Source organism: Collinsella aerofaciens (assembly GCF_040926185.1).
Lineage (GTDB): Bacteria > Actinomycetota > Coriobacteriia > Coriobacteriales > Coriobacteriaceae > Collinsella > Collinsella aerofaciens_BC.
The window spans coordinates 1-25,423 of record NZ_JBCOIQ010000022.1 but is presented as its reverse complement, the minus strand read 5'-3'; the positions used below and the strand labels follow the sequence as shown (position 1 = coordinate 25,423).

The 25,423-nt window shown below is 61.2% G+C and carries 20 protein-coding genes and 1 other RNA gene; 6 read left to right on the top strand and 15 right to left on the bottom strand.

Annotated features, from left to right (window positions below; genetic code table 11):
- Window positions 1–4: 4 nt before the first annotated feature.
- The 4 genes from AB5750_RS08420 to AB5750_RS08405 form a co-directional block, all read right to left on the bottom strand.
- Window positions 5–508 (bottom strand): PTS sugar transporter subunit IIB, encoded by a 504-nt coding sequence (locus tag AB5750_RS08420; RefSeq protein WP_055251944.1) that lies wholly within the window; start codon window positions 506–508, stop codon window positions 5–7.
- Window positions 509–537: 29 nt separating this feature from the next.
- Complete coding sequence (locus tag AB5750_RS08415; RefSeq protein ID WP_368146009.1) at window positions 538–966, bottom strand: PTS sugar transporter subunit IIA; 429 nt, start codon at window positions 964–966, stop codon at window positions 538–540.
- A gap of 10 nt (window positions 967–976) precedes the next feature.
- Window positions 977–1,831 carry a class II fructose-bisphosphate aldolase gene (locus AB5750_RS08410; protein WP_055251940.1) on the bottom strand — a complete coding sequence of 285 codons (855 nt, stop codon included), beginning with the start codon at window positions 1,829–1,831 and terminating at the stop codon, window positions 977–979.
- Between the two features lie 114 nt (window positions 1,832–1,945).
- Window positions 1,946–3,148: an MFS transporter gene (locus AB5750_RS08405; protein WP_368146008.1), complete on the bottom strand. Its 1,203-nt coding sequence runs from the start codon at window positions 3,146–3,148 to the stop codon at window positions 1,946–1,948.
- Window positions 3,149–3,377: 229 nt separating this feature from the next.
- Between AB5750_RS08405 and AB5750_RS08400 the strand changes: the two genes are divergently transcribed.
- Together AB5750_RS08400 and AB5750_RS08395 are read left to right on the top strand one after the other, a co-directional pair.
- The gene (locus AB5750_RS08400; RefSeq protein WP_055251936.1) at window positions 3,378–4,241 is read left to right on the top strand and encodes a MurR/RpiR family transcriptional regulator; all 864 of its coding nucleotides are present in this window, start codon (window positions 3,378–3,380) and stop codon (window positions 4,239–4,241) included.
- A gap of 49 nt (window positions 4,242–4,290) precedes the next feature.
- Window positions 4,291–5,118 (top strand): HAD hydrolase family protein, encoded by an 828-nt coding sequence (locus AB5750_RS08395; protein WP_368146007.1) that lies wholly within the window; start codon window positions 4,291–4,293, stop codon window positions 5,116–5,118.
- Window positions 5,119–5,170: 52 nt separating this feature from the next.
- On the opposite strand, the gene AB5750_RS08390 is transcribed toward AB5750_RS08395, so the two are convergent.
- On the bottom strand, window positions 5,171–5,320 hold the full coding sequence (locus AB5750_RS08390; protein WP_158567043.1) for a hypothetical protein: 150 nt from the start codon (window positions 5,318–5,320) through the stop codon (window positions 5,171–5,173).
- A 251-nt stretch (window positions 5,321–5,571) separates the two neighbouring features.
- Here AB5750_RS08390 and rlmKL point away from each other — a divergent pair, with 251 nt between their 5' ends.
- Complete coding sequence (gene rlmKL, locus AB5750_RS08385; protein WP_368146006.1) at window positions 5,572–8,139, top strand: bifunctional 23S rRNA (guanine(2069)-N(7))-methyltransferase RlmK/23S rRNA (guanine(2445)-N(2))-methyltransferase RlmL; 2,568 nt, start codon at window positions 5,572–5,574, stop codon at window positions 8,137–8,139.
- A gap of 95 nt (window positions 8,140–8,234) precedes the next feature.
- Here the strand turns inward: rlmKL and AB5750_RS08380 are convergent, their stop codons facing one another.
- The 5 genes from AB5750_RS08380 to AB5750_RS08360 form a co-directional block, all read right to left on the bottom strand.
- On the bottom strand, window positions 8,235–8,948 hold the full coding sequence (locus AB5750_RS08380; RefSeq protein ID WP_368146005.1) for a response regulator: 714 nt from the start codon (window positions 8,946–8,948) through the stop codon (window positions 8,235–8,237).
- Window positions 8,949–8,952: 4 nt separating this feature from the next.
- Entirely contained in the window at window positions 8,953–10,578 is a 1,626-nt protein-coding gene (locus AB5750_RS08375; protein ID WP_368146004.1) for a sensor histidine kinase, read from the bottom strand.
- Between the two features lie 113 nt (window positions 10,579–10,691).
- Entirely contained in the window at window positions 10,692–10,886 is a 195-nt protein-coding gene (locus AB5750_RS08370; protein ID WP_006235656.1) for a hypothetical protein, read from the bottom strand.
- Between the two features lie 69 nt (window positions 10,887–10,955).
- Window positions 10,956–12,983 (bottom strand): KUP/HAK/KT family potassium transporter, encoded by a 2,028-nt coding sequence (locus tag AB5750_RS08365; protein WP_368146003.1) that lies wholly within the window; start codon window positions 12,981–12,983, stop codon window positions 10,956–10,958.
- A gap of 159 nt (window positions 12,984–13,142) precedes the next feature.
- Window positions 13,143–14,018 carry a nitroreductase family protein gene (locus AB5750_RS08360; RefSeq protein ID WP_368146002.1) on the bottom strand — a complete coding sequence of 292 codons (876 nt, stop codon included), beginning with the start codon at window positions 14,016–14,018 and terminating at the stop codon, window positions 13,143–13,145.
- A 213-nt stretch (window positions 14,019–14,231) separates the two neighbouring features.
- Here AB5750_RS08360 and AB5750_RS08355 point away from each other — a divergent pair, with 213 nt between their 5' ends.
- On the top strand, window positions 14,232–16,532 hold the full coding sequence (locus AB5750_RS08355; protein WP_368146001.1) for an LTA synthase family protein: 2,301 nt from the start codon (window positions 14,232–14,234) through the stop codon (window positions 16,530–16,532).
- A gap of 319 nt (window positions 16,533–16,851) precedes the next feature.
- Here AB5750_RS08355 and AB5750_RS08350 read toward each other — a convergent pair whose 3' ends face one another.
- Complete coding sequence (locus tag AB5750_RS08350) at window positions 16,852–17,433, bottom strand: LPXTG cell wall anchor domain-containing protein (protein ID WP_368146000.1); 582 nt, start codon at window positions 17,431–17,433, stop codon at window positions 16,852–16,854.
- Window positions 17,434–17,749: 316 nt separating this feature from the next.
- Window positions 17,750–18,301, bottom strand: a complete 552-nt coding sequence (gene bilS / locus AB5750_RS08345; RefSeq protein ID WP_368145999.1) for a flavodoxin family protein BilS — start codon at window positions 18,299–18,301, stop codon at window positions 17,750–17,752.
- A gap of 331 nt (window positions 18,302–18,632) precedes the next feature.
- Here bilS and AB5750_RS08340 point away from each other — a divergent pair, with 331 nt between their 5' ends.
- Window positions 18,633–19,898 carry an ATP-binding protein gene (locus tag AB5750_RS08340; protein ID WP_195622320.1) on the top strand — a complete coding sequence of 422 codons (1,266 nt, stop codon included), beginning with the start codon at window positions 18,633–18,635 and terminating at the stop codon, window positions 19,896–19,898.
- Window positions 19,899–19,925: 27 nt separating this feature from the next.
- Here the strand turns inward: AB5750_RS08340 and AB5750_RS08335 are convergent, their stop codons facing one another.
- Window positions 19,926–21,785: an ABC transporter ATP-binding protein gene (locus AB5750_RS08335; RefSeq protein ID WP_368145998.1), complete on the bottom strand. Its 1,860-nt coding sequence runs from the start codon at window positions 21,783–21,785 to the stop codon at window positions 19,926–19,928.
- Window positions 21,786–23,639, bottom strand: coding sequence for an ABC transporter ATP-binding protein (locus tag AB5750_RS08330; protein ID WP_368145997.1), 1,854 nt, complete (start codon window positions 23,637–23,639; stop codon window positions 21,786–21,788). It lies immediately after the preceding gene.
- A gap of 176 nt (window positions 23,640–23,815) precedes the next feature.
- Here AB5750_RS08330 and AB5750_RS08325 point away from each other — a divergent pair, with 176 nt between their 5' ends.
- Window positions 23,816–24,817, top strand: a complete 1,002-nt coding sequence (locus AB5750_RS08325) for a hypothetical protein (RefSeq protein ID WP_368145996.1) — start codon at window positions 23,816–23,818, stop codon at window positions 24,815–24,817.
- A 349-nt stretch (window positions 24,818–25,166) separates the two neighbouring features.
- Here the strand turns inward: AB5750_RS08325 and ffs are convergent.
- An RNA gene (ffs, locus tag AB5750_RS08320) (signal recognition particle sRNA small type) lies at window positions 25,167–25,262 on the bottom strand.
- Window positions 25,263–25,423: the final 161 nt, after the last annotated feature.

Genomic DNA, 25,423 nt, shown 5'->3' with positions numbered 1-25,423 from the left:
CCCCTTATTTCTCCGCCGCCTCGATCAGACTCTTGAGAGGAGTCTTGGGATTGGACGGGATAAGCTGATGGAAAACCGGAATACCCTGCTCGCAAAGCTCCTTCGCGGCCTCGAGCTCATCCGGGTTGAGCATGATCGTGGAGTTGAGGGCGACCTTGCTATCCGGATCGGACTTGTCGAAGCGGCCGACATTGGCAACGTTCACGCCCTCGATCTTGCCCGGTGCGCCTTTAACGAGCTCAAGCACGTCACGCACGCAGTTGGTGAGCGCGAAGATGCGCATGGAGTCCGCACGCGGATCGTTCGCGATGCGGCAAGCATCCGGAACATCCTTGACGAGGAGCTTCTGGCCCGCCGGCGTACCCATGGAAAGCGTCATGCGAAGGGCATCGCTCTCCACGGCGTGCTTGTTGGCGACGATGATCCTGGTGGTGTTGAGCTCCTTGGTCCACACCAGGGCGACCTGCCCGTGAATCAGACGGTCATCGACTCGAACCTGAACAATCATTGCTTCCTCTCCTTACCTATTAGTGCTCTCTAATCGAAGAAGTCTCCGTCGGACCCCTCGTTGTCCGCGGCCTTGCTCGAAGGCTCGACGACCTGCATCGTCGCCCTCGCCAGCTCGACGCTCTGCTTGATCGAATCTGCCGTGACCGGCTCAGCGCCGAGGAGCGCCTCGATCACGAGGCCGAGGTTCATACCGGTAACATGGACGATCCCGCGCTTCTCCGGCTCCATGAGGACGACCTTCTGGAAGACGGAGCCACCGTAGATGTCGGTGAAGATGATGGCCTCGTCCTCAGGGCCCACCGAGTCAATAAACGCCTGGATGCGAGGAGTGAAATCGGAGTCGTCCACGTAGCAGTCAACTGCTTCCACCATGTCCGCCATACCGGTCAGGATCTCGATCGAGCTCCTGATTCCGCTTGCGAGGTGACCGTGCGACGCGACAAGAACTTTCTTCATCGAGTCTCTCCTAGAGCGAATAGTGGTTGGGGTTCAGAAGCTGGATCTTGCTTGCGACGAACGCGCGCATGTCGGGGGCGGCGTCCATCAGGAGGCCAACGCCGTTGCCGTCGTTCTTGCCGGAGCTGATGTCCTTCTCGAAGGCGCGGTACATGGAGCGGAAGTACTCCGTGGCGATGTTGAACTTGCTCATGCCGAGGTTCACGGCCTCCTGGAGCTGCTCGTCGGGGATGTCGGAGCATCCGTGCATGACGAGGGGGACGCTGACGGCCTCCCTGCAGGCCTTGATGCGCTCCATGTCGAGGTTCGGGACCTTGACGTAGGGGCCGTGGGCGTTGCCGACGGCGATGGCGAGCGAACCACAGCCGGTGCCCTCGACGAACTCCTCGGCGAGGTTCGGGTCGGTATAGTGGTCGCTGTTCACGAAGTCGTTGGCGTCGGAGCCGTTGCCGACGTGGCCGAGCTCGGCCTCGATGTCAACGTCGAAGATCTTGGCGACCTGGACGACGTCCTTCGTGAGCTGGAAGTTCTCCTCATAGGGAAGCGAGGAGCCGTCGACCATGACGGAGGGGAAACCGGCCTTGACGCCCTTGACGGCGATCTCGTAACCAGCGGAGTGATCCTGGTGGACGGCGACGGGCACGCTCGCGCGCTCGGCGTAATAGCGGGCGGCGAAGGCGATGATGTCGAGGGCACAGTGGTCCTCGAAGCCGGGCCAGTACTGGATGATGATAGGCATGTGCTCATCCTCGGCGGCCTGGATCGCATAACGGATGGTCTCCGTGTTGATGACGTTGATCGCGGGCACGCCATAGTGGTGCTCGGTCGCATGTTGAAGAAGCTCGTTGACCTTGATGAGAGACATCTTTGTCTTCCTTTCACTTGGATAACCATTGGATTGGACAGTTCTCAGCTCGTCAGCTGGTTGAACACGAAGAGAAGCGCGAAGCAGGCAGGCGCTTGCAAAACGCGGTGGAGCCTATGCGGCCGACTGGCCCTCAGGCTGTGGCGCTGCGCTTCGACGCCACAGTACGTACGCCACAAAAGCAACGACCGCAGCAATCGTTGAAGCGAGGGCGAAGGCCAGAAAACCCGTGTGCGTGCCGAGCGCGTCGCACGCCCAACCGCCAAACAGGTTCGCAACCACGACGGACAGACCGCTCTGAACCATCGCGAAGGCGCTCTGACCTCGAGCGCGACAATCCTCGTAAGTGTGGTTGGCAATGTAGGTAACGCAGGAGTAGTAGACGGTCATGTAACTCACGCTCTGCAGCAGCTGGCCGCAGATCATGACCGGGACGATGCCGGTGCCCACGAGCACGAGCCTGAGCGCCGCCATGAAGCAGGAAAAGATCAGGAGGTTCATCTCGCCGAAGCGCCTGACCAGCTTGGAGGAAACGAGCAGGATGGGGATCTCGCTCGCAGCGGAGACCGCACTCAGGACGCCCACGAGGTTCTGACCCTCGCCAAGCTCGACCGCGTAGCGGCCCAAGAACGCCCCGATGAAGCCAATCGCGGCCGAACTGATGAAGGCGAAGACCAAGACGAAGGCGATCTCATTGCTGGTAAACAGCGAGAGGAGGCCCTTTCCGTGGGAGACCTTGGGATCGTCCGCGGCATTGGCGCGAATTCCCGCCTCGGGGAGGCGCCACATGTGAGCCGCGAAGACCACCAGCGCGGCAGAGACCACCGCGAACTGGATTTGAGGAGCCATGTCGAGCAGCCGACCGACGATCAGGACGACGATGGCATAGCCGATAGTGCCACCCATGCGAATGCGAGAAAAGTCCAGGCCAGAGCGATCCGCGAGCTCGATGACGAGGGAGTCGCTCAGGGGCAGGAGCCCCGAGAAAAACGCCGAGAACGCAAAGGTTACGAGAAGGACCGGGACGAACGTCGACGCCAGGTAATACAGCGGAGCGAGTACCGCCGCCGCAAGGCAGAGGATCACGATGACCGCGCGGCGGCGCCCGAGCTTGTCGGCGATCGTCGACCAGAGCGGCTGGATGGCGAGCGCACACACCGGGGTCGCCGCGAGGAGGATGCCGGTCTGGGCTGCGCTGAGGCCGAGGCTCGTGTAGTGAGCGGAGAGGAACGGCGAGTACACGCCCGCGCAGACCCAGTAGAGGACGTTCGCGAAGAACAGCGAAGTTATGCTTGCGTTTGTCCTGGCGTTGTGCATCGTGCTTCTCCCTTCTTGCTCGCCGGGTGCCTGTCTGGGCTTCGAAGTGATTCGCCATCTAGCGTGAAACAAAGTTGTGAGGCGTTGGAACAATGTTCTGTTGTTTCATCGTTTTCGTGCCGTTGTTTCACGGCTCATAAGATAGCAGCTCACCGCTTATGAAACATTTTGCTTTTTTTTCACCTCTCTTGACCTAAGATACGAAGCAAACTAGGGCCAAGGAGTAACCATGGATAAGACAGGGGATGTGCTCAGCCACATCTGCGCGGTCATGAACAGCCTATCCCCCTCGGAGAAGGCAATCGCAACGTATGTGCTCGACCACCCGTCGGACGTCGCAACGATGACCGTCCGCGAACTCGCCGCAGGAACCGGTACGTCACCGGCGTCTGTTTCGAGGTTCGCAAGGACGCTTGACTACCGAACCTATTCGGACATGCGTCTGGCGCTCGGCATATCCATCAGCAGGGCCTCCGGCGAGGAAAAGGCCACGGGCGGCAAGGTTACTCTGGACGACGTCGAGGGCTCCATTAAGTACGTCCTGTCTCACAAGGTCAAGGAGCTCTCCCAAACCGCCTCGCTCATTGACTCCGATGACTTTTCGGCAGTCGTCAATCTGCTCCACAACGCCAACCTCGTCCTGATTGCGGGCGTCGGCAACTCGATTAGCATGGGCGTAAACGCGGCGTTCAAGCTCTCACAGGTTGGAGTCAGGGCGTTTTGCCCCAGTACCACCGATGCCATGGTCTCCGCCGCAACCAGCCTCAAGGAGAATGACATCCTGCTCGTCATTTCGACGTCCGGATACTCGAAGCGCCTCGTCAACATATTCGACTCTGCCGAGGATTCGAACACCCCCATCATCATGATCACAGACAACCCAGATACGCCGCTCGCGAAGCGTGCCACGTATATCATCCGAGCCATCTCGCGAGATCAGGCCATCACCGGAACCGAGGTCGCCTTCTCGCACAGCTCGATCAACTTCGTCATCGAGCTGCTGTTCCTCTTCCTGACCTCTTGCTGGGATGACCCGGTAGAGTTTAACAGGATCATCTCGAAGAATCTCTTGGGAGACAGGCAATACAGCTAGGACGACGCACACCGGCGCACCGACGCCCAGACCGAAACGGGAGGACCCCTTGATAAAGCTCATCCTCGCAGACATGGACGGGACCCTGCTGCCGTTTGGCTCAAGGGTCGTATCGGAGCGCACGCACAGCGCGATTCTTTCGGCGCTTGATGCGGGCATCGCGTTCGGCCCCGCAAGCGGCCGCGACTACGCCGACCTGGCCGATGCCTTTGACGGCGACGCGCGCTGTTTCTCGACCGGCATCATGGCCAACGGAAAGAAGGTCTTCTCCAGCGGCGAACTCGTGTTCAAAAAGACGCTCTCGACGGAGGCCCTCGTCAAGCTCGATAGCGCCGTACGCCCCTACGCGGGGACGTCACTCTGGCTAGTCGCCGATGTCGATGAGACAGGCAAACGCTGCGAGCAGTTCCTCTGCGCCGTCGAGCCTGGCGACGAATTCGCCCTGGAAATCGTTAAGGACTCCGGAAGAGACATGGCGCTCGGAGACGTGCCCACGAACCGTGACGTCATCACCGCCGGCATCTTCGTCAACGTCAGCTCCGCCCCGACGGAAGTCGTTCGGAGTCGATGCAAGGAAGCCTGCCCAGAGCTTGATTTCCCCTCGCCCGTCCCATTCTTCCTCGATGTTGTTCCGGCTGGCTGGAGCAAGGTAAACGGACTCGACGCGCTTCTCGGCAGCCTTGGGGTCACGCTGGACGAGGTCGCTTTTATCGGAGACTCGGAAAACGACGTGACGCTCCTCGAAAAGGTGCCGAACTCCTACGCAGTCGCGGGCGCGATGCCAGAGGCGAAGGCCGCGGCCCATCACCTGATCGGGGACGCAGCCGAGGACTCCGTCGCGGAGCTCATCGAACAGATTGTCCAGCAGCGAGGCTAGGGTTCCGCCAGCGTGGCATGCGCCGCGTGCCTCGTCATCCGTTCGTGGCGCGCTACCTCGTGACGATCCAGAGCGTGGCCATCGTCGCGACGCCGATGCCTACGATGAGCGCGACCCACAGGACGCGGACCACGAGGTTCATGTCGCCCGCCACCACCATGTCGTTCGCGTGCCAGAACCAGCTCTCGTTTCCCTCGCACATGATGCCCTCCCTTGGCCTCGATTACGCCATCTATGGCCGAGCAATCGCAGGTCACGTGCCATGGATTTGCCCTACGCCCAGCTTTCAGTTCTGTAAGGCGGCGGGAGCCTGTGCGAGGCCCCGAGTCCTGAGGCTGTTGCAATGAAAATGGGAATCAAGGAGCACGCATCAATCATATGGGTTCCTTTCGAGGATAAGGGCAAACGAAGCATCCATCATATAATGGAGCGACGCAACCAGAGAGGTCACCCATGGAATTTTACGCAAGCTGCCCCGAGGGCTTTGAGTCCGCACTCGCCGATGAGCTTAAACGCCTCGGACTTTCGCATGTCCGCCGCCTGAAAGGCCGCGCTACATTTGAGGGCGAGCTCGAAGAAGGCTACCGCGCCTGTCTGTGGTCGCGCCTGGCCAGCCGCGTGTTCGTGATGCTTGGGCGCTTTGAGGCGCAAGATGCCGATGAACTGTACGATAGCGTTTACGACATCGCCTGGGAGGGCATTGTTCGCCCCGGCGCCACCATCGCCATCACCGCCCGCGGCGTGACCGAGCAGCTGCGCAACACGCGCTTCTCGGCCCTGCGCGCCAAAGACGCGCTGTGCGACCGTCTGGCCGAGACCACGGGCCGTCGCGCCGATGTCGACGCCGCCGATCCCGACGTTCACCTGCTGCTTTCGCTGCGCCAGCGCCGCGCGAGCATAAGCCTGGACCTTTCGGGCGACCCGCTGTTCAAGCGCCTGCCGCCCGCCGCGACTCGTGCCGGCGAGGGCACGCACGTGCTGCGCCCCGACTACGCTGCCCTGGTGCTGGCACAGGTCGGCTGGACCGCACTGTGCGAGCGCGAGCTAACGGCCGACGATTACGAGGACGAAGCCCTTCCTACGCTGATCGACGCCTCGTGCGCCGGCGGCGGTCTGTTGTTGGAGGCCGTGAATATTCTGACCGACCGCGCCCCAGGCGCCGCACGCGAGCGCTGGGGCTTTGAGGGCTGGCAGCTGCACGACGCCGCTCTGTGGGAGCAGTTGCTTACCGAGGCACGCGAGCGCGAGACGGCAGCACGCGAGCGCCAGGCACGCATCGTGGCCGCGGATGTTGACCCCGCCGCCCGCAAGACCGCCGAGCGCATGGTCAAGTGCGCCGGCTACAAGCGCTTTGTCGATTTTTGCGCCGCCAAGTCCGCAACCGTACTGGACCACGCGGGCGCCGTCGCCGGCGCCGCCGTGGTCGCAGACACCACCGAGACCCCGCTTTCGCTCATGCACGACGCCATGACGCTGGTCGGTGAGCTGCGCCGCGCGCCCGAGCTCGCTTCGGCGCCGGTCGCCGCGCTCACCCGCGACGGATTGCTGGCCCGCGCGCTCCACGCCGAGCCCGAGCGCTCGATCGCCGTCATGCCCAACAACGAGGAGGCGACCGTCGAAGTCTGGCCTTCGCTCGACCACGCCGCCGCGGCGTTTGAGGCTGCGACCAGCGCAGATGCCGAGGCCGAGGTCACGGATGCCGACGAAGTCAACGACAACGCCGCCGGCACTCCCATGCCCGAGCCTGCCGCCACACTCGACCTGGGCGATGGCAAGCCACTGCCCGTGCTCATCCCGGAGTCGGAGCAGTTCGCCAACCGCCTGCGCAAGAATGCCCGTCTGCGCCGCAAGTGGGCCAAGCGCGAGGGCGTGAGCTGCTACCGCGTCTACGATGCCGACCTGCCCGATTACTCTGCCGCTATCGATCTGTACGAGGGCTGCCCGCAGACGCCGGGCCGCTGGCTCGTCATCGCCGAATACGCCGCGCCTAAGACCATCGATCCCGCGCTGGCCCAGGCCCGCATGCTCGACATCTTGGCCATCGCACCGCGCATCCTTGATGTTCCGGCCGAGCATGTGCACGCCAAGGCCCGCATGCGTTCGCGCGGCGGCTCGCAGTACGGCAAGCAGGGCGCCGGCAAGGGCGGCTCGGGCGAGCGCGCCAACATCGCGCGCCGTCGCCTGCCGCTCATCGAAGAGGGCAGGCTCACCTTTGCCGTCAACTTTGACGACTATCTGGACGTCGGCATCTTCCTGGATCACCGCGTCACCCGCAACCTGGTGCGCGAGCACGCCAAGCAGGCGCGCCGCTTCCTCAACCTGTTCGCCTATACCGGCACCGCCACCTGCTACGCGGCAGACGGCGGCGTCGAGGAGACCGTGACGGTCGACCTCTCGAACACCTATCTGGACTGGGCCGAGCGCAATATGCGTCAGAACGGCTTTGTGGGGCCGCAGCATCACTTTGTGCGCGATGACGTGCTCGCCTGGATTCGTGACCAGCGTCAGACGCGCAACCGCTGGGACCTGATCTTTGTCGACCCGCCCACGTTTTCGAACTCGTCCAAGATGGGCCGCCGTACCTGGGATGTCCAGCGCGACCATGTTGAGCTGTTGGCCGGCGTATCGCGCCTGCTCGCGCAGGGCGGCCATGCCATCTTTAGCTGCAACCTGCGCGGCTTCCGCCCCGAGACGCGCAAGCTCGCGCGCGCGGGCGTCGTGCTGGAGGACATTACGGCACAGACCATCCCCGAGGACTTCGCGCGCAACCAGAAGGTGCACCATTGCTATATCGTGCGCCGACTGCCCATCGAGGACGCCATGGCCGAGGTCGGTTTTAGCGCCGAGGAGATTGCCGAGCGAACCGAGGAGCTGCGTAACCCCGAGGCCCGCAAGCCTCGCGCGGCAGCACCCGCGCACGCGCAGGCCAGCAACGGCAAGTCCAACTTTGCCGGCAAGCCCTCCCCCACCGGCAAGCTCAAAAAGAAGAAGTTCTACGCCAGCAAGCCCAAGGGCAAATAAACAACGTTGCGGTGGAATACGGACTGTTTTGCCTGGAATTAGGCATATTTAGACCGTATTTCACCGCAACTCATATTGGAATGGTGGTTGGCGATCTAGCCTTGGGTGACCAGTCGGTAACCGATACCCACATGCGTTTGGATATAGCGCGGATGCGCGGGGTCGGACTCGATCTTTTTGCGCAGCGTGCCCATAAAGACACGCAGGCTCGCCAGGTCGCTCTTAGTTGCCGTGCCCCAAATCTCGTGCAGGATAAACTGGTGCGTCAGCACCTTGTCGGCGTTATGCGCCAGCAGGCACAGGAGCTTGTACTCGATCGGCGTCAGATGCAGCTCCTCGTCATCCATCGTGGCGATGCCGGCATCAAAATCGATATGCAACTCGCCGGTATCGAACGAACCCTCGGAGACAACGCCGCCCGTCTGCGCATACGAAAGGCGCCTGAGCGTCGTGCGAATGCGCGCGAGCAGTTCCTCGACCGAAAACGGCTTGGTCAGGTAGTCGTCGGCACCGGCATCGAGCGCACGGATCTTGTCCGCATCCTCGCTGCGCGCCGAGACCACAATGATCGGCATGCCCGACCATGTGCGCACCGACTCCACCACCTTGACGCCGTCCATATCGGGCAGGCCCAAATCGAGCAGCACAATGCTCGGCGTCTGCGATGAGGCGGCGGCGATGGCGGCATGGGCGGTCTCCACGGCCATATGGCGCAAGCCGTGCGCCTCGAGCGCGGCAACGATAAGGTTACGAACGGCGGGGTCGTCCTCAACGACCAAGATGAGCGGTTTTACGGCAGAGTTCGGCACAGCGTTACTCCTTATCAAACGAAACGTCGGCGACGGGAAGCTCAATCGTAAAGACCGAGCCGTGCGGGTCCGCCGCGGCAACCTCTATGCTACCGCCATGCGCCAGCGCAATGGAGCGGCAGAGCGAAAGACCCAGGCCCACGCTGCGATGGCTGTCGGCAAGACCGTGGTTGGCGGTATAGAACGACTCGAAGATCCGCTCGCGGTCCTCGGGCGCAATACCCGGCCCGTCATCGGCCACCGAGCACGTCACGTGCCCATCGTCGACGCCAATCGAAATCACGATATGCGAGCCTGCGGGCGTATAGGTGACGGCGTTGTTCACCAGATTGACCACCAGCTGCACCATCAGGCGCGCATCGACATTGACGAGCGCCGGCTCATCGCACGCCACCACCTTAAGGTCGTGCTCGCGCACAGCCGGATTTACGTGGCGCAGCGCCTCCTCGACGATATCGTCCATGAGCTCGAGCGTAGTCGACAGATGCATACCGTCGCCCTCGAGCTTGGTGATGGCAAGCAGGTTCTCGACGGTGGCGTTGAGCCATTGCGCATCCGAGCGAATGGACAGGAGCAGGCCGCGACGCGTCTGGGCGTCGAGCACGGCGGTGCCGGTCGAGCCCTGGTCGAGCAGCACGTCGGCATTACCCGAAATACTGGTGAGCGGTGTGCGCAGGTCGTGCGAGATGGAACGCAGCAGGTTGGCGCGCAGCTGCTCGTTTTTGGCGAGCACCGCCGCCTCCTCGCGGGCCTCCATGGCGCGGGCGCGATCGAGTGCCAGCTCGCCTTCGCTCACGATGGCATCGGCAAGTGTCCGCTCCTCGTGTGTTAGCACATCGGGCTCGGCAACGATAGCCAGCACGCCCACCACCGAGGCGGGGTCGCCCGAGCGCACGAAGCCGTCGCCCGTGCGAACCGTCAGGTAGATGCCATAAAACGCCGAACCGCCAAACGTGGCGTCGAGCGGCGTTCCCACGTAGGCGGACGCCGAGAGCCTCGGCGGCATCTGCGGCGCCAGCTCGTGCACCGGGGCGGCATCGCCCACGGCCGTGTACGTCGCACGCGGCAGCAGGTCATCGCCCTCGGCGTCGGCGCTGTACCACACAACCGGACAGCCCGAAAGACGCGCCAGCTGCGTGGCCATGGCGTGAACGATCTGATGCTGATCGGCGCACCGCTGCAGCATGCGGTTGGTCTCGAGCACCATATGCGTGCGGCGGTCGCTGGCGGCAGCCTGTGCCAAGGCGCGGCGCAGGGCCAACGCAATCGAGCTCGACACAAGCGAAACCACGAACATGATGAAGAACATGCCGGGATAGCCGCGGTCGATAAGCGACAGCGAGTAGCGCGGGTCGACAAACAAAAAGTTGTAGAGCGCCACGGCGGCAGCCGAGCTCAGCAAGCAATACAGGCGACTCCAGGTAAAGAATGCGCACAGCTGAACGGCGAACACATAGACGATCATGATGCTCGGCGCGAGACCCGGATGGTCGAGCAGCGCGCCCACAATCGTCGCCGCGACCAGCAGCCCCACCGATACGCAGGCGTCATACAGAGGAGTGCGGCGCGTCAGCGTTGTGCGCCGCCACCAAAAGCTATCGGCAATATCGCCGTCCGTACGGACGTCCATCAGCGTCCCGCCCCTCTCTCAAAAACAAAAACCACCACAAAGGGGACAGGCACCCTTGTGGTGGTTTCCCCTTGTGGTGGTTCCAAGTGTAAAGCCTTTGCAACCTGCGGTCGTTAGACAAACAGCACGTGCGCGAGCAGTGCGCACACGCACGCCGCGACAAGCACCGTCACCACGATCGAAATCACGCGGTCGGCCATATCCATGTTGGCCCGATTCGTAAAGAACCGATCTTCGGCAGCATCGGCGCGTACCTCACGCACCAGCTCGGTCGCAAGATCGCAACCGTCAAGCACCTTTGCATCCATGGTTTCCTCCCAGGACTCAATCCCCGTCAATACAAACCCGCCCGTTCGCAGACAAACCTCGAGCGTCGACTACGGCCGCTCGTTGGGGGCCAGGCGCTGCATCTTGTTCACAGCCTTGAACTTGGTGAACAGCGGCACATACTCAAAGCTCACGTTGGAGTTCTCCAGGCCGTACCAGCGTGCAGGCGTGCCGGCGGCGCGGCGGATGATGTACTTGAGCGTGATGGCCGTACGCTCGCTGGGCTCCACATCGCTTTCGGGCGCCAGAAGCTTACGGATCAGGACGAACTTGAACGTGCCGATGTTACCCGGATCCTTGTAGACCGAGTAGTCATGCGTCTGCGGCGGCAGCTCGCCGGTGGCAGCCAGGTCCTGAACAACCTGACGCAGGTAAGCATTGACGCGCTGGTTGATCTTGTAGCCCAGGTACAGATGCACGCGGAACACGTAGTCGGTGCCGAACGTCTCGACCGAATAGGCAAAGGTGTGCGGTTCGTCCATGGTCTCGACATTCACAAACCACCAGGCGCGGGCGCGCTTGGGATGCTTATCCAAGATCGAGTAAACGATATCGCGGTCGATGTAGTCGGTATGGGTGTCCTTGGTCAGGTACACGATGTTGTCGCTCACGAGCTCGTAACGGTCGTCGTCGCGCAGGCGCTTGAGCTGCGGCAGGTAGCTGCGCAGCGGCAGTAGCGTAAACTGGCGCTGCTCGACCGCCGTGCCGTTGTACCAGCACACCATAATGCCCATGATGAGTGCAGCCATAAGGATGGTGAAATAGCCGCCGTGGAAGAACTTGGTGAGCGAACTCACAAAGAAGAAGCCTTCGAGCAAAAGGAAGAAGGCCACGAAGATCCACGGAGCAACCTTGAGCTTGCGCTCCTCGTGCAGGTAGAAGAAGAGCAGCAGCGTGGTGCACATCATGGTCAGCGTAATGGCAAGGCCGTAGGCGGCTTCCATATGCGCCGAGTTCTGGAACAGCAGCACCACGATGACGCAGCCCACGAGCATGACGTTGTTGACCATGGGAATATAGAGCTGGCCCTTGGTCTCGGCAGGATAGAAGACCTGCATGTGCGGCATAAGGTCCAGACGGCTGGCCTCGGACACCAGCGAGAATGCGCCGGTGATGAGCGCCTGCGAGGCAATGATGGCCGCGACGGTGGAAAGGCCGACGGCAAAGGGACGCAGGCCCGGGGTGAGCATCTGGTAGAAGGGGTTGAGGTCGGCGATACCCATGAGCTCGGGGTTGGCGGCGTTGTTGATAAGCCACGCGCCCTGGCCCATATAGGAAAGCAGCAGACAGCACTTAACGAACGGCCAGGTGGCGTAGATGTTGCCGCGGCCGACGTGGCCCATGTCGGAGTAGAGCGCCTCGGCACCGGTGGTAGCGAGGAAGCAGCTGCCCAGAATCATGATACCCGCGTGGTTGTTGGGGCTCAGCAAAAAGGCGATGCCGCGCACCGGGTTGAGGCACAGCAGCACGGCGGGGTGCTGGAAGACAAAAAACAGACCCGTGCCGCCCAGGAACAGGAACCACAGCGTCATGATGGGGCCAAAGGCGTGACCGATCTTGGCCGTACCGATGCGTTGCACCAAAAAGAGCGCGATGATGATGGCGAGCGTAATGGCGACGACGCGGCCCTGGTCATCGCCCAGCACGGCATGGACCGCCGGGATGGTGCGCAGGCCCTCGATGGCCGTGGTAACGGTAACGGCCGGCGTCAGGATGCCGTCGGCGAGCAGCGCGGCGCCACCCAGCATGGCGGGGATGATAAGCCACTTGCCGCAGCGCTTGACCAGGCTGTACAGGGCAAAGATGCCGCCCTCACCATGGTTATCGGCACGCAGCGAGATGAGCACATACTTGATGGTGGTCAACAGCGTGACCGTCCACACGACAAGGGAGAGCGCGCCAAGCACGAACTCCTCCGTCACGCTTCCGATGCCGCCGTTGCCGGCAACGAGCGCCTTGGTTACATACATAGGGCTGGTGCCGATATCGCCGTACACCACGCCCAGCGTGACGAGCATCGCCGAGATGCTCACAGGAATCGCAGCGTGCGAGGCTGCTTCCTTGGCCTTCTGTTCCATAAGCCGGTTTCCTCCCAACTTTAATGTTCGAAGGAATTATAGGTAATCGGCCCATGTTTGAATGGCACTGTTTTCCCAGCTAAATAAACATTTATACGGCCTTTAGGCCACCGCGGCGATATGGAATGTGACAAAGGGACTGTCCCTTTGTCACGTCCGTCATTTTCCGAGCCAGTTTTTGAACCACCACTCCATGGAGCGGCTCATCTCGGCCATAAAGGGGCTCGTGTGCTTGCGGGTGTAGATATCCACGACGCGCTCCCCCACCTCGCGGGCGTGCGGGCGAAACATCGCATCCATCTCGGCCACCTGCGCATCCATAGTCGCGTCGTCCGCACGGCAGTAGCGCTCCTCGTGCACCAGGTTCACCACGGGATGTGCAATGGCCGGGCGCTCCTTACGGGGCGTACCGATGATGAGCATCGACAGCGGCATGGTATAGGGCGGCAGATCGAGCAGCTCGGCAACTTCCTCGGCGTTCTCCACGATGTCGCCAATGTAGCAGCTCCCCAGGCCCAGGGCCTCGGCGGCAACCACGGCGTTTTGCGCAGCGATCACGGCATCCTGCGCCGCGATGGCAAAGTCGCCCAGACCCGGTGCGCGGCGGGGCGACTTGCCCGTGCGCTCGACAAACTCGGGCTCAAAGCAGCCCACGTGCTCAAACAGATCGATCCACTTGGCATAATCGACCACAAATATTAGTGCCCAGGGCGCCTTGGCAATCATGGGTTGGTGGTCGCACAGGTCGGCCAGGCGGTCCAGCGTAGCCTGCTCGCGGATGCTCACGATGGAATACATCATCATGGCGCCCGCCGACGGCGCGCGGCTCGCCGCATGCAAGATCGCCGCCCGCTGCTCGTCGGTCACCGCCACGGGGCGGTCGTCGTCATCACGCGCGAAGGCACGCGTGGACGAGCGGTGTTCCAAGATGTCCAGCGCCGCGTTGCCCGTAGTCTCGACCGGATAGCCGCCCGCGTCCACGCCCACAGCTCCGCCGCAGTACTCGGTGCCCGTCATACAAACCTGCTCGCCCATAGCTCTATCCTCGCTAATTCTTTAAGAAGCCTTTACGTTTCCGTGTAATTCCCGTCCATTATCGCGCAGGTCGCCACTCCATTGCGCCACACCGCCACACGTGCGCGTTAATATGGCTGGTTGTTGTGCGCAGCCACCAATTGCAGCGCATATCTTAGTAACAATCGGGTAAACCCCCGCTTTCGTAGGTTTTAGTTTGTGAGGAGTCTCAGCATGTTCGCTGCCGCCATCTCGCTCGTCGGTCTTGCGGCGACCGTCTACCTTGTCTTGCGCGAGGCCAAGGCCATTCGCGCTCAGTCGGGCACCGTTGCCAAAAGCGCTCTTGGGTGGAGCGTCGCCTTCGGTCTTTTCCAGGTCTTTTTGACCATTTGGGGCGCCATTGGCCTCGTCGCCCAAAACGAGCCGCTCGCCTTTGTGATGCTCATCCTGACCAACGCCATCCTCACCGGCTGCGCTTGGGCCAGCATCGCACGCGACCGCATCGCCCCGCGCGTCTTTGCGTTCGCCGCGCCCGACGCCCCCGCTCCCACCGGCAAGCTCGCCCGCCTGCGCGGCGCCTTTGTGGGCAAGCCACTCGTCGCCGCCGTGCTGTGCCTGCTGCTCGCCGGCGTCTTTGCGCTGCTAGGCATGGAGGTATCGTCCAACCACGACTTTACCTGGGTCTACCCCCTGTGCATCCTGCTCGAGTGGGCCATCATCACCACGCTCATGACCGGCCTGTTCTTCCTGTTCCAGCGCCACGGCGCAGCTCCCGCGGTCCTGGCCTTTGCCCTCTTTGTCCTGGGCATTGCCGAGTTCTTCGTCATCACGTTTAAATCCATGCCCATCCAGCCGGGCGACCTTTCGGCCATCTCCACCGCCGCCGCGGTCGCCGGCACCGGCTACACCTTCTCGATCTCACTGTTCTGCGTGCTGTCCATGGGCTTTACCGCCATCGCCATGCTGCTGTGCGAGTACGCCGGCCTGGTGGCACCGCACCGTCAGAAGGGCGCCGCCAACGCCAAGCGCATGCTGCTCACCAACCTGCTCGTCGCCGTGCTGTGCCTGGGCGGTGTGACCGCACACGTCACGCTCATCGACTACTACAACACCCTCGGCATCACCGTCTACACCTGGCGCCCGCTCGAGAGCTACTGGCGCGAGGGCTACCTGCCTGCCTTTATTAGTGCGGCGCAGTCCATCAAGCCGCCCAAACCCGCCGACTACTCCGTCGACGATGCCAAGGCCACGCTCAAAAAGTACGCCAAGGCCTACGACAAGTCCGACGCGGCCAAGAGCGACGAGCGCGCCGCCGCAAAGGAGCAGTTCGACAGCGAGAAGCCCACGGTCATCGCCATCATGAACGAGACCTTCTCGGATCTTTCGATCTACCAGAACATGCGCGCCGGCTACGAAGGCCCGCAGTACTTTAAGAACCTGTCCAACTGCCTCAGCCGCGGCAAGCTCTACGTGAGCGCCTACGGCGGCGGCACCGCCAATACCGAGTTTGAGTTTATGACCGGCAACTCCATGGCCAACCTGGGCTCGGGCGTGTACCCCTACACCATCTACAACATGGAAACGACCGGGAATCTGGCAGAGCAGTTCAAATCGCTCGGATATTCCACCACGGCCATGCACCCCAACCACGCAACCAACTGGAACCGCGAGAACGTCTACAAGGACTTTGGTTTTGACCAGTTCCTGTCCATCAACGATTTCCAGGGCGCCGATACCCTGCGCGGCATGGTGACCGACCAGGCTACCTACGACAAGATTCTTGAGCTGCTCGACCAGAACGCCGATCCGCAGTTTATCTTCGACGTGACCATGCAGAACCACTCGGGCTACGACACGGGCCTGGTGCCGCTCGACAAGCAGGTGCACCTGAACATCGACACGACCGACCTGGACGCCAAGACCATCGAGGACGGCACGCTGTCCGATGTCGACGAGTACGTCTCGTGCATCGAGCAGTCCGATCAGGCGCTGCGCTACTTCCTCAACGCCCTGAGCAAGCTCGACCGCAAGGTGGTCGTGGTGTTCTGGGGCGACCACCAGCCGTTCTTCCCGTCCAAGTTCAATGACAAGTGGTTTACCGACGAGGACGACGCCACCCACCAGGAGCGCCTGTGGCAGACCGACTACATCATCTGGGCTAACTACGACGTCGCCGGCTGCGACCAGACGAGCGAGACCGATGACCTGTCCACCAACTACCTGTCCACTCAGCTGATGCAGCTGATCGGCGCCCCGCTGACCGACTACCAGAAAGCGCACATGACGCTGCGCGAGTCGCTGCCCGCTATCAACTCCGTGGGCTACGAGGACGCCAGCCTGCGCTGGGCGCTCTCCTCCAACGTCACCGGTGACGACGCCGCCGCAGCAGCCGCCACCAAGGCACGCGAGGATTACGCCAAGATGCAGTACTACGAGATGTTCCGCGACGGCAAGAACGTGTACACCGAGCACTTCCAGACCGAGGCCAACGAAACCGACCCCAACCTGGCGCCAGGTACGACCAAGATCAAGTAGCGGGTCGCTGCGGGTCTATCCCGGTTCGTCTGCCCGGGCGGCGCGGAATGTAAGGTTCCCTGCTCGGGCAGTCCTGCTCGCACGGAGAGCACATTAAGTGCTCTCCGGCTCGTGCGGAACTCGCGATGAACCTTACATTCCGCGCCGCCCGGGCAGACGCCTCGTTGTTGGAGCGCGACTTGTCATGGGGAGTATTCGGAGTGTCTCTGGTTGAATCGGGCTCTTGCCTTGAAGACTCTGATTTCTAATAAAGAGAAAACCCGGGTAGCCAGTTGTTTGGCTACCCGGGTTTTACTTTGTCGATATGTTCGACTGGCTACTAGTGGGTCTTGCGGCGCTTGATCAGCATGATGAGGGCTATCACTACGAGCGTTGCTCCCGCTGCTGCTGCGGTGGCGACTAGGGCGAATGTTTGGTCGCCGGTGTTTGCGAGGTTCTTCGCTGTGGTCGTAGTCTTGACCTTGGTGTCGGTCTTAGCTCCGTTGTCGGACTTGGGCTTGTCCGGGTTCGTCGGGGTCTCAGGAGTCTCGGGGTCCTTTGAGCCTTCGGAGTCGGTGGGGCCGGCAGTGTTTACCAGCGTATGGTCCAAGAACTTCTTGGCGCCCGCACTTGCCTGTGAGAACAGGCGGCGCGTGCGGATCGGGGTGGCATTCACCGTTGTGGGTGCTGTCTCCTCGGTCGCGATATTCACGAGCGTCACACCGGTATCGAGGCCAACATCGTTGTAACCCACATGGCAGTAGTACTGCGCGCCGTCATCATCTGCGGTCAGGTCAATCCCAAGCGTCGAGGCCGTCCCGGCTGCGAGGTTGCCATCGGCAGCCACACGCTTGAACTCGGTCTCGCCGAGACCCTCAACGGGAAACGACGTCCCATTCTGAGTATCAATTCCGGGATGCACTTTCCGGAACAACCCTCAACGGGAAAGTGTGTCCCACTTTGGAAGCTGATTGTGGGACGTAGTTTCCCGTTGGCTCTCTTTGGGAAAGTGCATCCCGTTTCTCGGGCTAATAGTGGGATGCGGTTTCCCGTTGAGCGGCCTTTGGGAAAGCATGTCCCACTCTAGGCTCAAAATCCAGTCCCCACTTTCCGAAACCCCACCCATCGGGAAAGCACGTCCCACTCTGGACGCATCCCGGGGATTGAACTTCAGCTTATGAGGCCTTCCATCGATAAAGGGCCGCCACCCGGGAGGGCATTGCATTTAGAAGATGGACCTACTCCCCCAGAACGGCCTTCTTGGCGGCCATCGCCATGTTGTCCAGATCCTCCTTGGTGGGATGATCCTTTGCGGCGACCCAGTTGTCGAGCAGCATCTTAAAACGGGCATTGTCGGGATCTTGCTCGAGCATGGCCTCGTAACGCTGCTTGACCGCGGGGCCCATCTTGCCCTGGCACATCGCCCAGCCCGCAAGCTCGGCATCCTCTGCCAAATTGGACGACACGCGATCGATAATCTGCTGATAATAGCTCTGATCGGCACCAAAGCCGCAGGTACCAAAGAGGAAAACGCGCTTGCCGTGTAGGGCGGAGAGCAACGCCGCGACCGAAGGCGTGCATGCGCCCTTGTCGCACCAAAAACCGACGAGCACGGTATCGGCCGCGCAAGCCCCCTGCGCTTCGCGCGCGACCTGCTCGGCATCCGCATCGTCACTCAACGCCGCGGCGTGGACAAACTCAACGCCCGCAGCCTGCAGAGCGCGCTTGATCGCGCCCGAAACCATCCTGGTATTACCGCTCTTGCTGTTAACCACCAAAGAGCATGTCATAGTCACGTTGCTCGTTTCCCCCAAAACTAAAGCCACTAATGCAATTTATTAGATGAATATCTTAGTACTAACGCGACAGATGTAAACCACCGTCTGCCGATTGGCGACGCAGGCGACATCAATGGACAAAAACGCCCGCAGCGCAAGCCCCGAAATCTATAAGCTTTGAGACAGCTAAGCTGCCCTATGCCCCGAATCGATGACAACCGTCACCACAGATACCCGCCAATCGTCACCATAGTTCGTAATCAATCGTCACCACAGATTACCGTCAATCGTCACCACGCAGCTGGTAAAATACATAATCAAGGCAAGTTGAGAAGGTGACGGTATGGATAGGTATGTAGACAGATGCATCGACAAGGCAATCAGGCATAATCTCGATATCTTCGGTGCGGTTCTCATTCAAGGCCCGAAGTGGTGCGGAAAGACCACTACGGCCAGACGTTTTGCCAAATCATCCTTGTCTCTTTCCGATCCGGCTGGAAATTTTTCCGCTCTCCAGTTGGCTCGGATCGACCCAGCGCAGGCAATAGCAGGACCGTCGCCTAGACTCATCGACGAATGGCAGGAAGAACCAAAACTATGGGATGCCATACGTTTCGAGTGTGACGCAAGACAGGGAGAATCCGGACAGTTTATTCTTACGGGCTCAGCAACGCCGCAAGATTCGAAGCAGCCAATGCATAGCGGCGTTGGGCGAATAGCTAGATTGCGAATGGATACCATGACGCTGTTTGAGCTCGGCGTTTCTTCGGGCGCGGCTTCGATTAGAGCGCTGCTTTCCGGCCACCCCGCCAAGCAGGCGGTCGGATCGATCGCTGGTGTCGCCGGCATCGCCGATTTGCTGTGTCGCGGTGGTTGGCCTCAAGCGATGGGGAAAACAACTGAAAATGCTATGCGGATTGCCGCTGCTTATGTTGATGGCGTATGCGAATCGGATGTTTCTAGAACTGACGGCGTCAAACGTGATCCGGTCAAGGTCAGGTCTCTTTTGACATCGCTTGCGCGAAATGAGTCGACACTTGCTGGATCGAAGTCCATCGATAAAGATATCGGTACCGGCGTTTCGAAGAATTCGGTCTCCAGATACATGGATGCTCTGAGACGAATCAATATCATCGACGATATCCCGGCTTGGCATCCGGCGCTCAGGTCGCCGGTAAAGCTGCGGCAAAGTGCGAAAAGGCACCTCGCCGACCCTTCGCTTGCCGTTGCGCTGCTCGGAGCAAATCCGGAGTCATTGGCATCCGACCCGAAGACACTGGGGCTGCTCTTCGAATCCCTCGTCCTGCACGACCTTAAGGTCTATGCCGCCGCAAATGACTCATCGGTGTCCCACTACCACGACGCCGACGATCTCGAGGTCGATGCCGTTATACACAGGCGCGATGGAACTTGGATTGCCGTGGAAGTAAAACTCGGAAGCCCGCAGATCCCCGAGGCGTCTGCAAACCTGCTTCGACTCGAGCGCAAGCTGGTCGAACGCGGCGAGAGGCCTCCCGCGGCCAAACTCATCGTCATCGGGTTCGGCATGCCGGTCCACACAACGCCCGAGGGCATCATCGTTGCCCCCGTTGACACGCTCGCGCCCTAGCGCTGCGTTACATGTCCCGCGTCTTGCTCACTGGGCGAATTGGCTGCGGTAGAGCTCGGCGTAGAAGCCGCCTGCCGCTAGCAGCTCGTCGTGCGTGCCACGCTCGATAATCTGCCCGTCGCGCATGACTAGGATGCAATCGGCGTTACGGATCGTCGATAGGCGGTGCGCCACGACAAAGCTCGTGCGACCGGCCATGAGCTCGTCGAATGCCGCCTGCACCTGCAGCTCGGTACGTGTATCGATGCTCGACGTTGCCTCGTCCAGCAGCAGAATCGCCGGATCGGTGAGCATGACGCGCGCGATGCACAGCAGCTGTTTTTGACCCTGGCTAAACGTGCCGCCGTCCTCGCCGATGACCGTATCGTAGCCGCCTGGCAGCTGCACGATAAACTTGTGCGCATGCGCGCGCTTGGCAGCTTCGATAACCTGCTCGCGCGTGGCGTCGGGACAGCCGTAGGCGATGTTTTCCGCCACCGTGCCCTCGAACAGCCACGTATCCTGCAACACCATGCCAAAGGCATGGCGCAGGCTTGCGCGCGTGTAGTCACGCGAAGACCTGCCATCAACCGTGATGTGGCCGGCATCGATATCGTAAAAGCGCAGCAGCAGGTTGATGAGCGTCGTCTTTCCGCAGCCCGTGGGGCCAACAAGGGCAAAGCGCATGCCGGGCTTGGCCTCGATGCAGATGTCCTGCAGCAGCTTGCGGTCGGACACGTAGCTAAAGTCCACATGCTCAAAGGCGACCTCGCCCTGCGGGGCAGCAAGTTCCACGGCATCCGCCGCATCGGGCTCCTGCTCGCGCGCATCGAGCAGCGCGAACATGCGGCGCGCCGAGGCATACGCCGTCTGGATCTGCGTAATGACGTTGGTGACCTCGTTGAACGGCTTGGTGTACTGGTTAGCATAGGACAGGAAGATTTGCACGCCGCCCACCGTGAGCGCCGCGGGCACGCCCGTGATCACGCCCACGCAGCCGATCACAGCGACCACGGCATAGATGATGTTGTTGATAAAGCGCGTGCCGGGGTTGGAGAGCGAACCCATAAACTGCGCGCGCTCGCCCGCGGTGTAGAGCTCGGCATTGAGGGCATCGAAGCGCTGCTGAGCGCGCGGGCCGTAGGCAAAGGCGTCGACAAGCTTCTGCTCGCCCACGTATTCCTCGATATGGCCGCCAAGCTGACCCTGAATGCGCTGTTGAGCCGTAAAGCTTTTGTTGGAGAGCTTGGCGATGGCGCCGGCGGCAAAGATGGAAAGCGGCGTGACGAGCACCACCACGAGCGTCATGGTCAGGTTGATGGAAAGCATAAACGCGAGCGTGCCCACGATGGTAATAACGCCGGTAAAGAGCTGCGTGAAGCCCTGCAGCAGACCGTCGCCCACCTGATCGACATCGTTGACCACGCGGCTCATGAGGTCGCCGTGGGCATGGCCGTCGATAAAGCCGAGCGGCATGCGGCTGAGCTTATCACTCGCCTCCACGCGCATGTCACGCACCGTCTCGTAGGATAGGCGGTTAACGCAGTAGCCCTGCAGCCACTGGAAGGCCGCGGCTCCCACCACGACGAGCGAGAGTTTGGTGACGAGCGGCAGCAGTGCGTCGAAATCCACCTGGCCCGCGGCAACAATCAGGTCGATGCCCTCGCCAATGAGAATAGGTGTGTAGAGCTGCAAGATAACGGAGATGGCGGCGCTCACAAACGACGCCGCAAACGAAATGCGATGCGGACGGACGTAGCCCAACAGGCGGCGAGTCACCGCACCCACGGGATAGCGCTCGGGATCGCCGGGCTGGCGCGGACCGTCGCCCAGGTCGTTGAGGTTATCGTTGCCGGACACGTTGGCCGTCATCGTGGCGACCGAACCGGAGGAAGTATACGGATTCATCTAACAGCCCTCCTTTGTGCAGACGGATGCGGGGGCAGTCGGGGCGGACGCGGACGCCGCGCTCCCCTGCTGGCCCTCGAGCTCCTCGCGGCGCAGCTGCGACTGGCAAATCTCGCGGTAGAGCTGGCAGCTTGCATACAGCTCGTCATGTGTGCCCAGGCCCGCAACCGAGCCGTGATCGAGTACGCAGATCATGTCGGCGTCGCGCACGGTCGAGACGCGCTGACTCACGATGACGGTCGTCAGCGGCAGCCCGCCCTCGGCGGCACCGCGCACGCTGCGCTTGCGGATGGCATGGCGAAGCGCCGCGTCGGTCTTAAAGTCGAGCGCCGAGGCGGAGTCGTCCATAATCAGGATCTGCGGCGAGCCCACCAGAGCACGCGCAATGGTCAGGCGCTGGCGCTGACCGCCGCTGAAGTTCTTGCCGCCCGCCTCGACCGGGGCATCGAGCCCCTGTGGCTTGTTGCGCACGAACTCGCTGGCCTGCGCCATATCGAGCGCCGCCCAGAGCTCCTCGTCTGTTGCCGCCTCGTCGCGCCAGGTCAGGTTGCTGCGGATGGTGCCGCTCACCAGCGACGCGCGCTGCGGTACGGTCGCAACCACATGGCGCAGCTGATCGAGCGGCCAAGTGCGCACGTCGGTACCCATCACGCTCACACTGCCGGTGCCCGCATCATACAGGCGCGGAATAAGCGAGACGAGCGTGGACTTGCCGCTGCCCGTGCCGCCGATGATTCCGAGCGTCTTGCCCAGCGGCAGCTCCAGGGTCACATCGTCGACGGCATTTGCCGCGCCCGCGCCAAACGAAAAACTCGCATGGTCAAAGCTCAGCGCAGGGGCCGGGGCGTCGACGTCCGTCGCGGGCGCCTGGGGCAGCGCAACCGGCTGATTGCCCTCGTCGGTGATGCTCGGCACGCAATTGAGCACCTCGTTGATACGCGACGCGCTGGCGCTCGCCTTGGTAAAGACCACGACCAGGTTGGCGACGTACACGATGGAGGTCAGGGTCTGCGTCATGTAGTTGACGAACGCCATGACCTGGCCCTGCGTGAGCTCGCCCACGTTGACCTGAATGCCGCCCACCCACAGGATGGCGCACACGCCCAGGTTCATCACCAAAAACGTGACGGGGTTGAGAATCGACGAGAGCCTGCCCACCGCGATGGCGACATGCGCCTGGTCATCGGCCGCCTGGGCGAAACGCTCACGCTCATGGTCCTCACGCACAAACGCGCGGACCACGCGGGCGCCCGAAAGCCCCTCGCGGCAGATAAGCGCGATGCGGTCGAGCTTTGCCTGCAGCTGCTTGTAGTACGGGATGCAGTGCGCCATGACAAACCAAAACACCAGGCCGATGGCGGGCGTGCAGATCAAAAAGATAATGCCGAGTTTAAGGTCGATGGCGAGGGCCGCAACCATGGAGCCCACCGCCAGGAAAGGCCAGCGGATAAGCATGCGCACGCCCAGCGCCACGGCGAGCTGCACCTGATTGACGTCGTTGGTGATGCGCGTGATGAGCGACGGCGTGCCAAAGCGATCGAGCTCGGCATAGCTCAGCTTATTGATGTGCCCGTAGAGCGCGCCGCGAATATCGGTGCCCATGCCCTGTGAGGTGAGCGCCGCCATCTTTTGGCAAACGAGCGTAAACGAGATGCCGATCACGGCCATGGCGCCAAGCAGCATACCGTAGTGGACGACGGCGTTGACATCGTGCGCACCGATGCCCTTGTCGATCATCTGGGCAATCACGAGCGGCGTCAGCAGGTCAAAGATCACTTCGATCAACTTGCACGCAGGGCCGATCACCATATACCGGCGAAACTTACCACCAAAACGCCTGAGCAACTCAATCATAAAAAGGCGCTCCCTATCATCATTCACACTCAATTCGAATCATGATAGTACGGTGAGCCCAAAAGAAGCGTAAACAACTCGTCATTTCTGGCGAGATTCAAGAGCGGGTTAATCGCCTGACATACTTACATTAGTGCTACCAAGTGAGTCGCCAACCCTTGAAATGAGGTGCCGAGATGAACGACATTCTCGCAAGAAGAGCAAGAAGAGCAAGACGAGCAACTATGGGCATCGCCCTTTCCGTGGCACTTGCCGCGGGAATCGCCCCCGTAACGGCGATCGCGGCAGAAACCAGCTCCCCCACCGGTGCAGTTGCCTTGCAGACGGAAGACGCGGCCACCGAAAAAGAAAAAGCGCATGCGGCCATGCAGGAAGCGCTCAAAAACCTCGAAGCCGCAAAAGACGCCGCAGGTCCTGAGATATTAGAGACTATCGAGCATGTGATTACCGATTTGCAATCGCTCCGCGACAGGATGCTGAAGGAAGCCGACGACTCAAGGGGACCTCTTCTTTACCTACAAGCGAACGTCGATGCAGCCCAAGCCAAATACGATGAGGCCCACAACCGGACAAGCGGCCTTCAGGCAGAATTAAATAAGGCAATCGACGACGGAGCTTCTAACGAAACTATTAAGCAGTTGCGAAGTGAGATCATGTCGGCAGAAAGGCGAGAAAAATCTTGTGAAGATGATCTTCACCACTGCCAACGCCGGCTCGAAAGCCAGGAAAGTGTCGTCGCGAAGTTCGAAGCCAATGCGGAAAAATGTCAAACCGATATCGACGAAGAGACAGCCAAGCGAGATGCGCTCCTCGGCGATTTGGAAAAGGCGCAAGCGGCCTATGACGACGCCTGCAAGGCATACGAAGAGGCAAAAGCCGCGGCAGACAAGGCCACCTCGCCCGAGATAGCAAAACCGACCGAGACAGTGCCTCCCTCCGGCTCAGCGCAACCCGCCGAGACGACACCACCCGCCGGCTCGTCCGCGACCGGTAAAGACACCTCGCCAAGCTCCACCAAGCAGGCGAACACAAACAGCGGCAAACAAGCAGATACGACCGCCGGCAAGCTCGCAAACACAGGCGACACAGCGCCGAGCGCAATCGCACTCGCAGCAATCGCCGCCGCAGGCCTCGGAATAACCGCCACTGCCACACGCCGCATCAAGAACTCAAAATAGCTGCCAGCGGTTATTGTCTTCGCCAATCCACAAGCCCAGAGACAAAAAGAGGTCCGTTTCCCCACCTAGGGAAACGGACCTCTTTAACTGCAAAAATTCAAACAACAGCACCGCCGCCTCTTAAACTACGTAGCCATCAATGCCCAGACAACGCCAGCGAGCAGCAAAAGGCACGGGATTAAACTATTCAGATAAATGTGACCCTTCAGGCGGTTTTGGTCGGCTACCCGCGAGTGCCGGCAGGGCGCTTGGTAGTCGAGCGATCCCGCAGGCGAAGCCGAGGACCAGCGAGACACCAAGCGCCCTGCCGGCACTCGCGGGTAGCCGCGGCACCAAAAAAACGCCTGCGCACTCGATGGATTCGGATGCCCGACAGAGGCTCCTTATGGCTGCTTCCTTCCGGACCTGACCAGATTCGGAACATGTCGTCATCCGAACCCATCGAACGCGCTAGGCGCTCGGTATATCTTACCTGCTCCCGCCCGCCAGAGCAAGCTAGCTAATTTGGGACGGAGCTTTTTTGACTACTTCCTTGATTATCAACTTCATCCGAACACTTCCCACATTCATCCGCACATGTGCGGATGAATGTGGGAACCCGATACC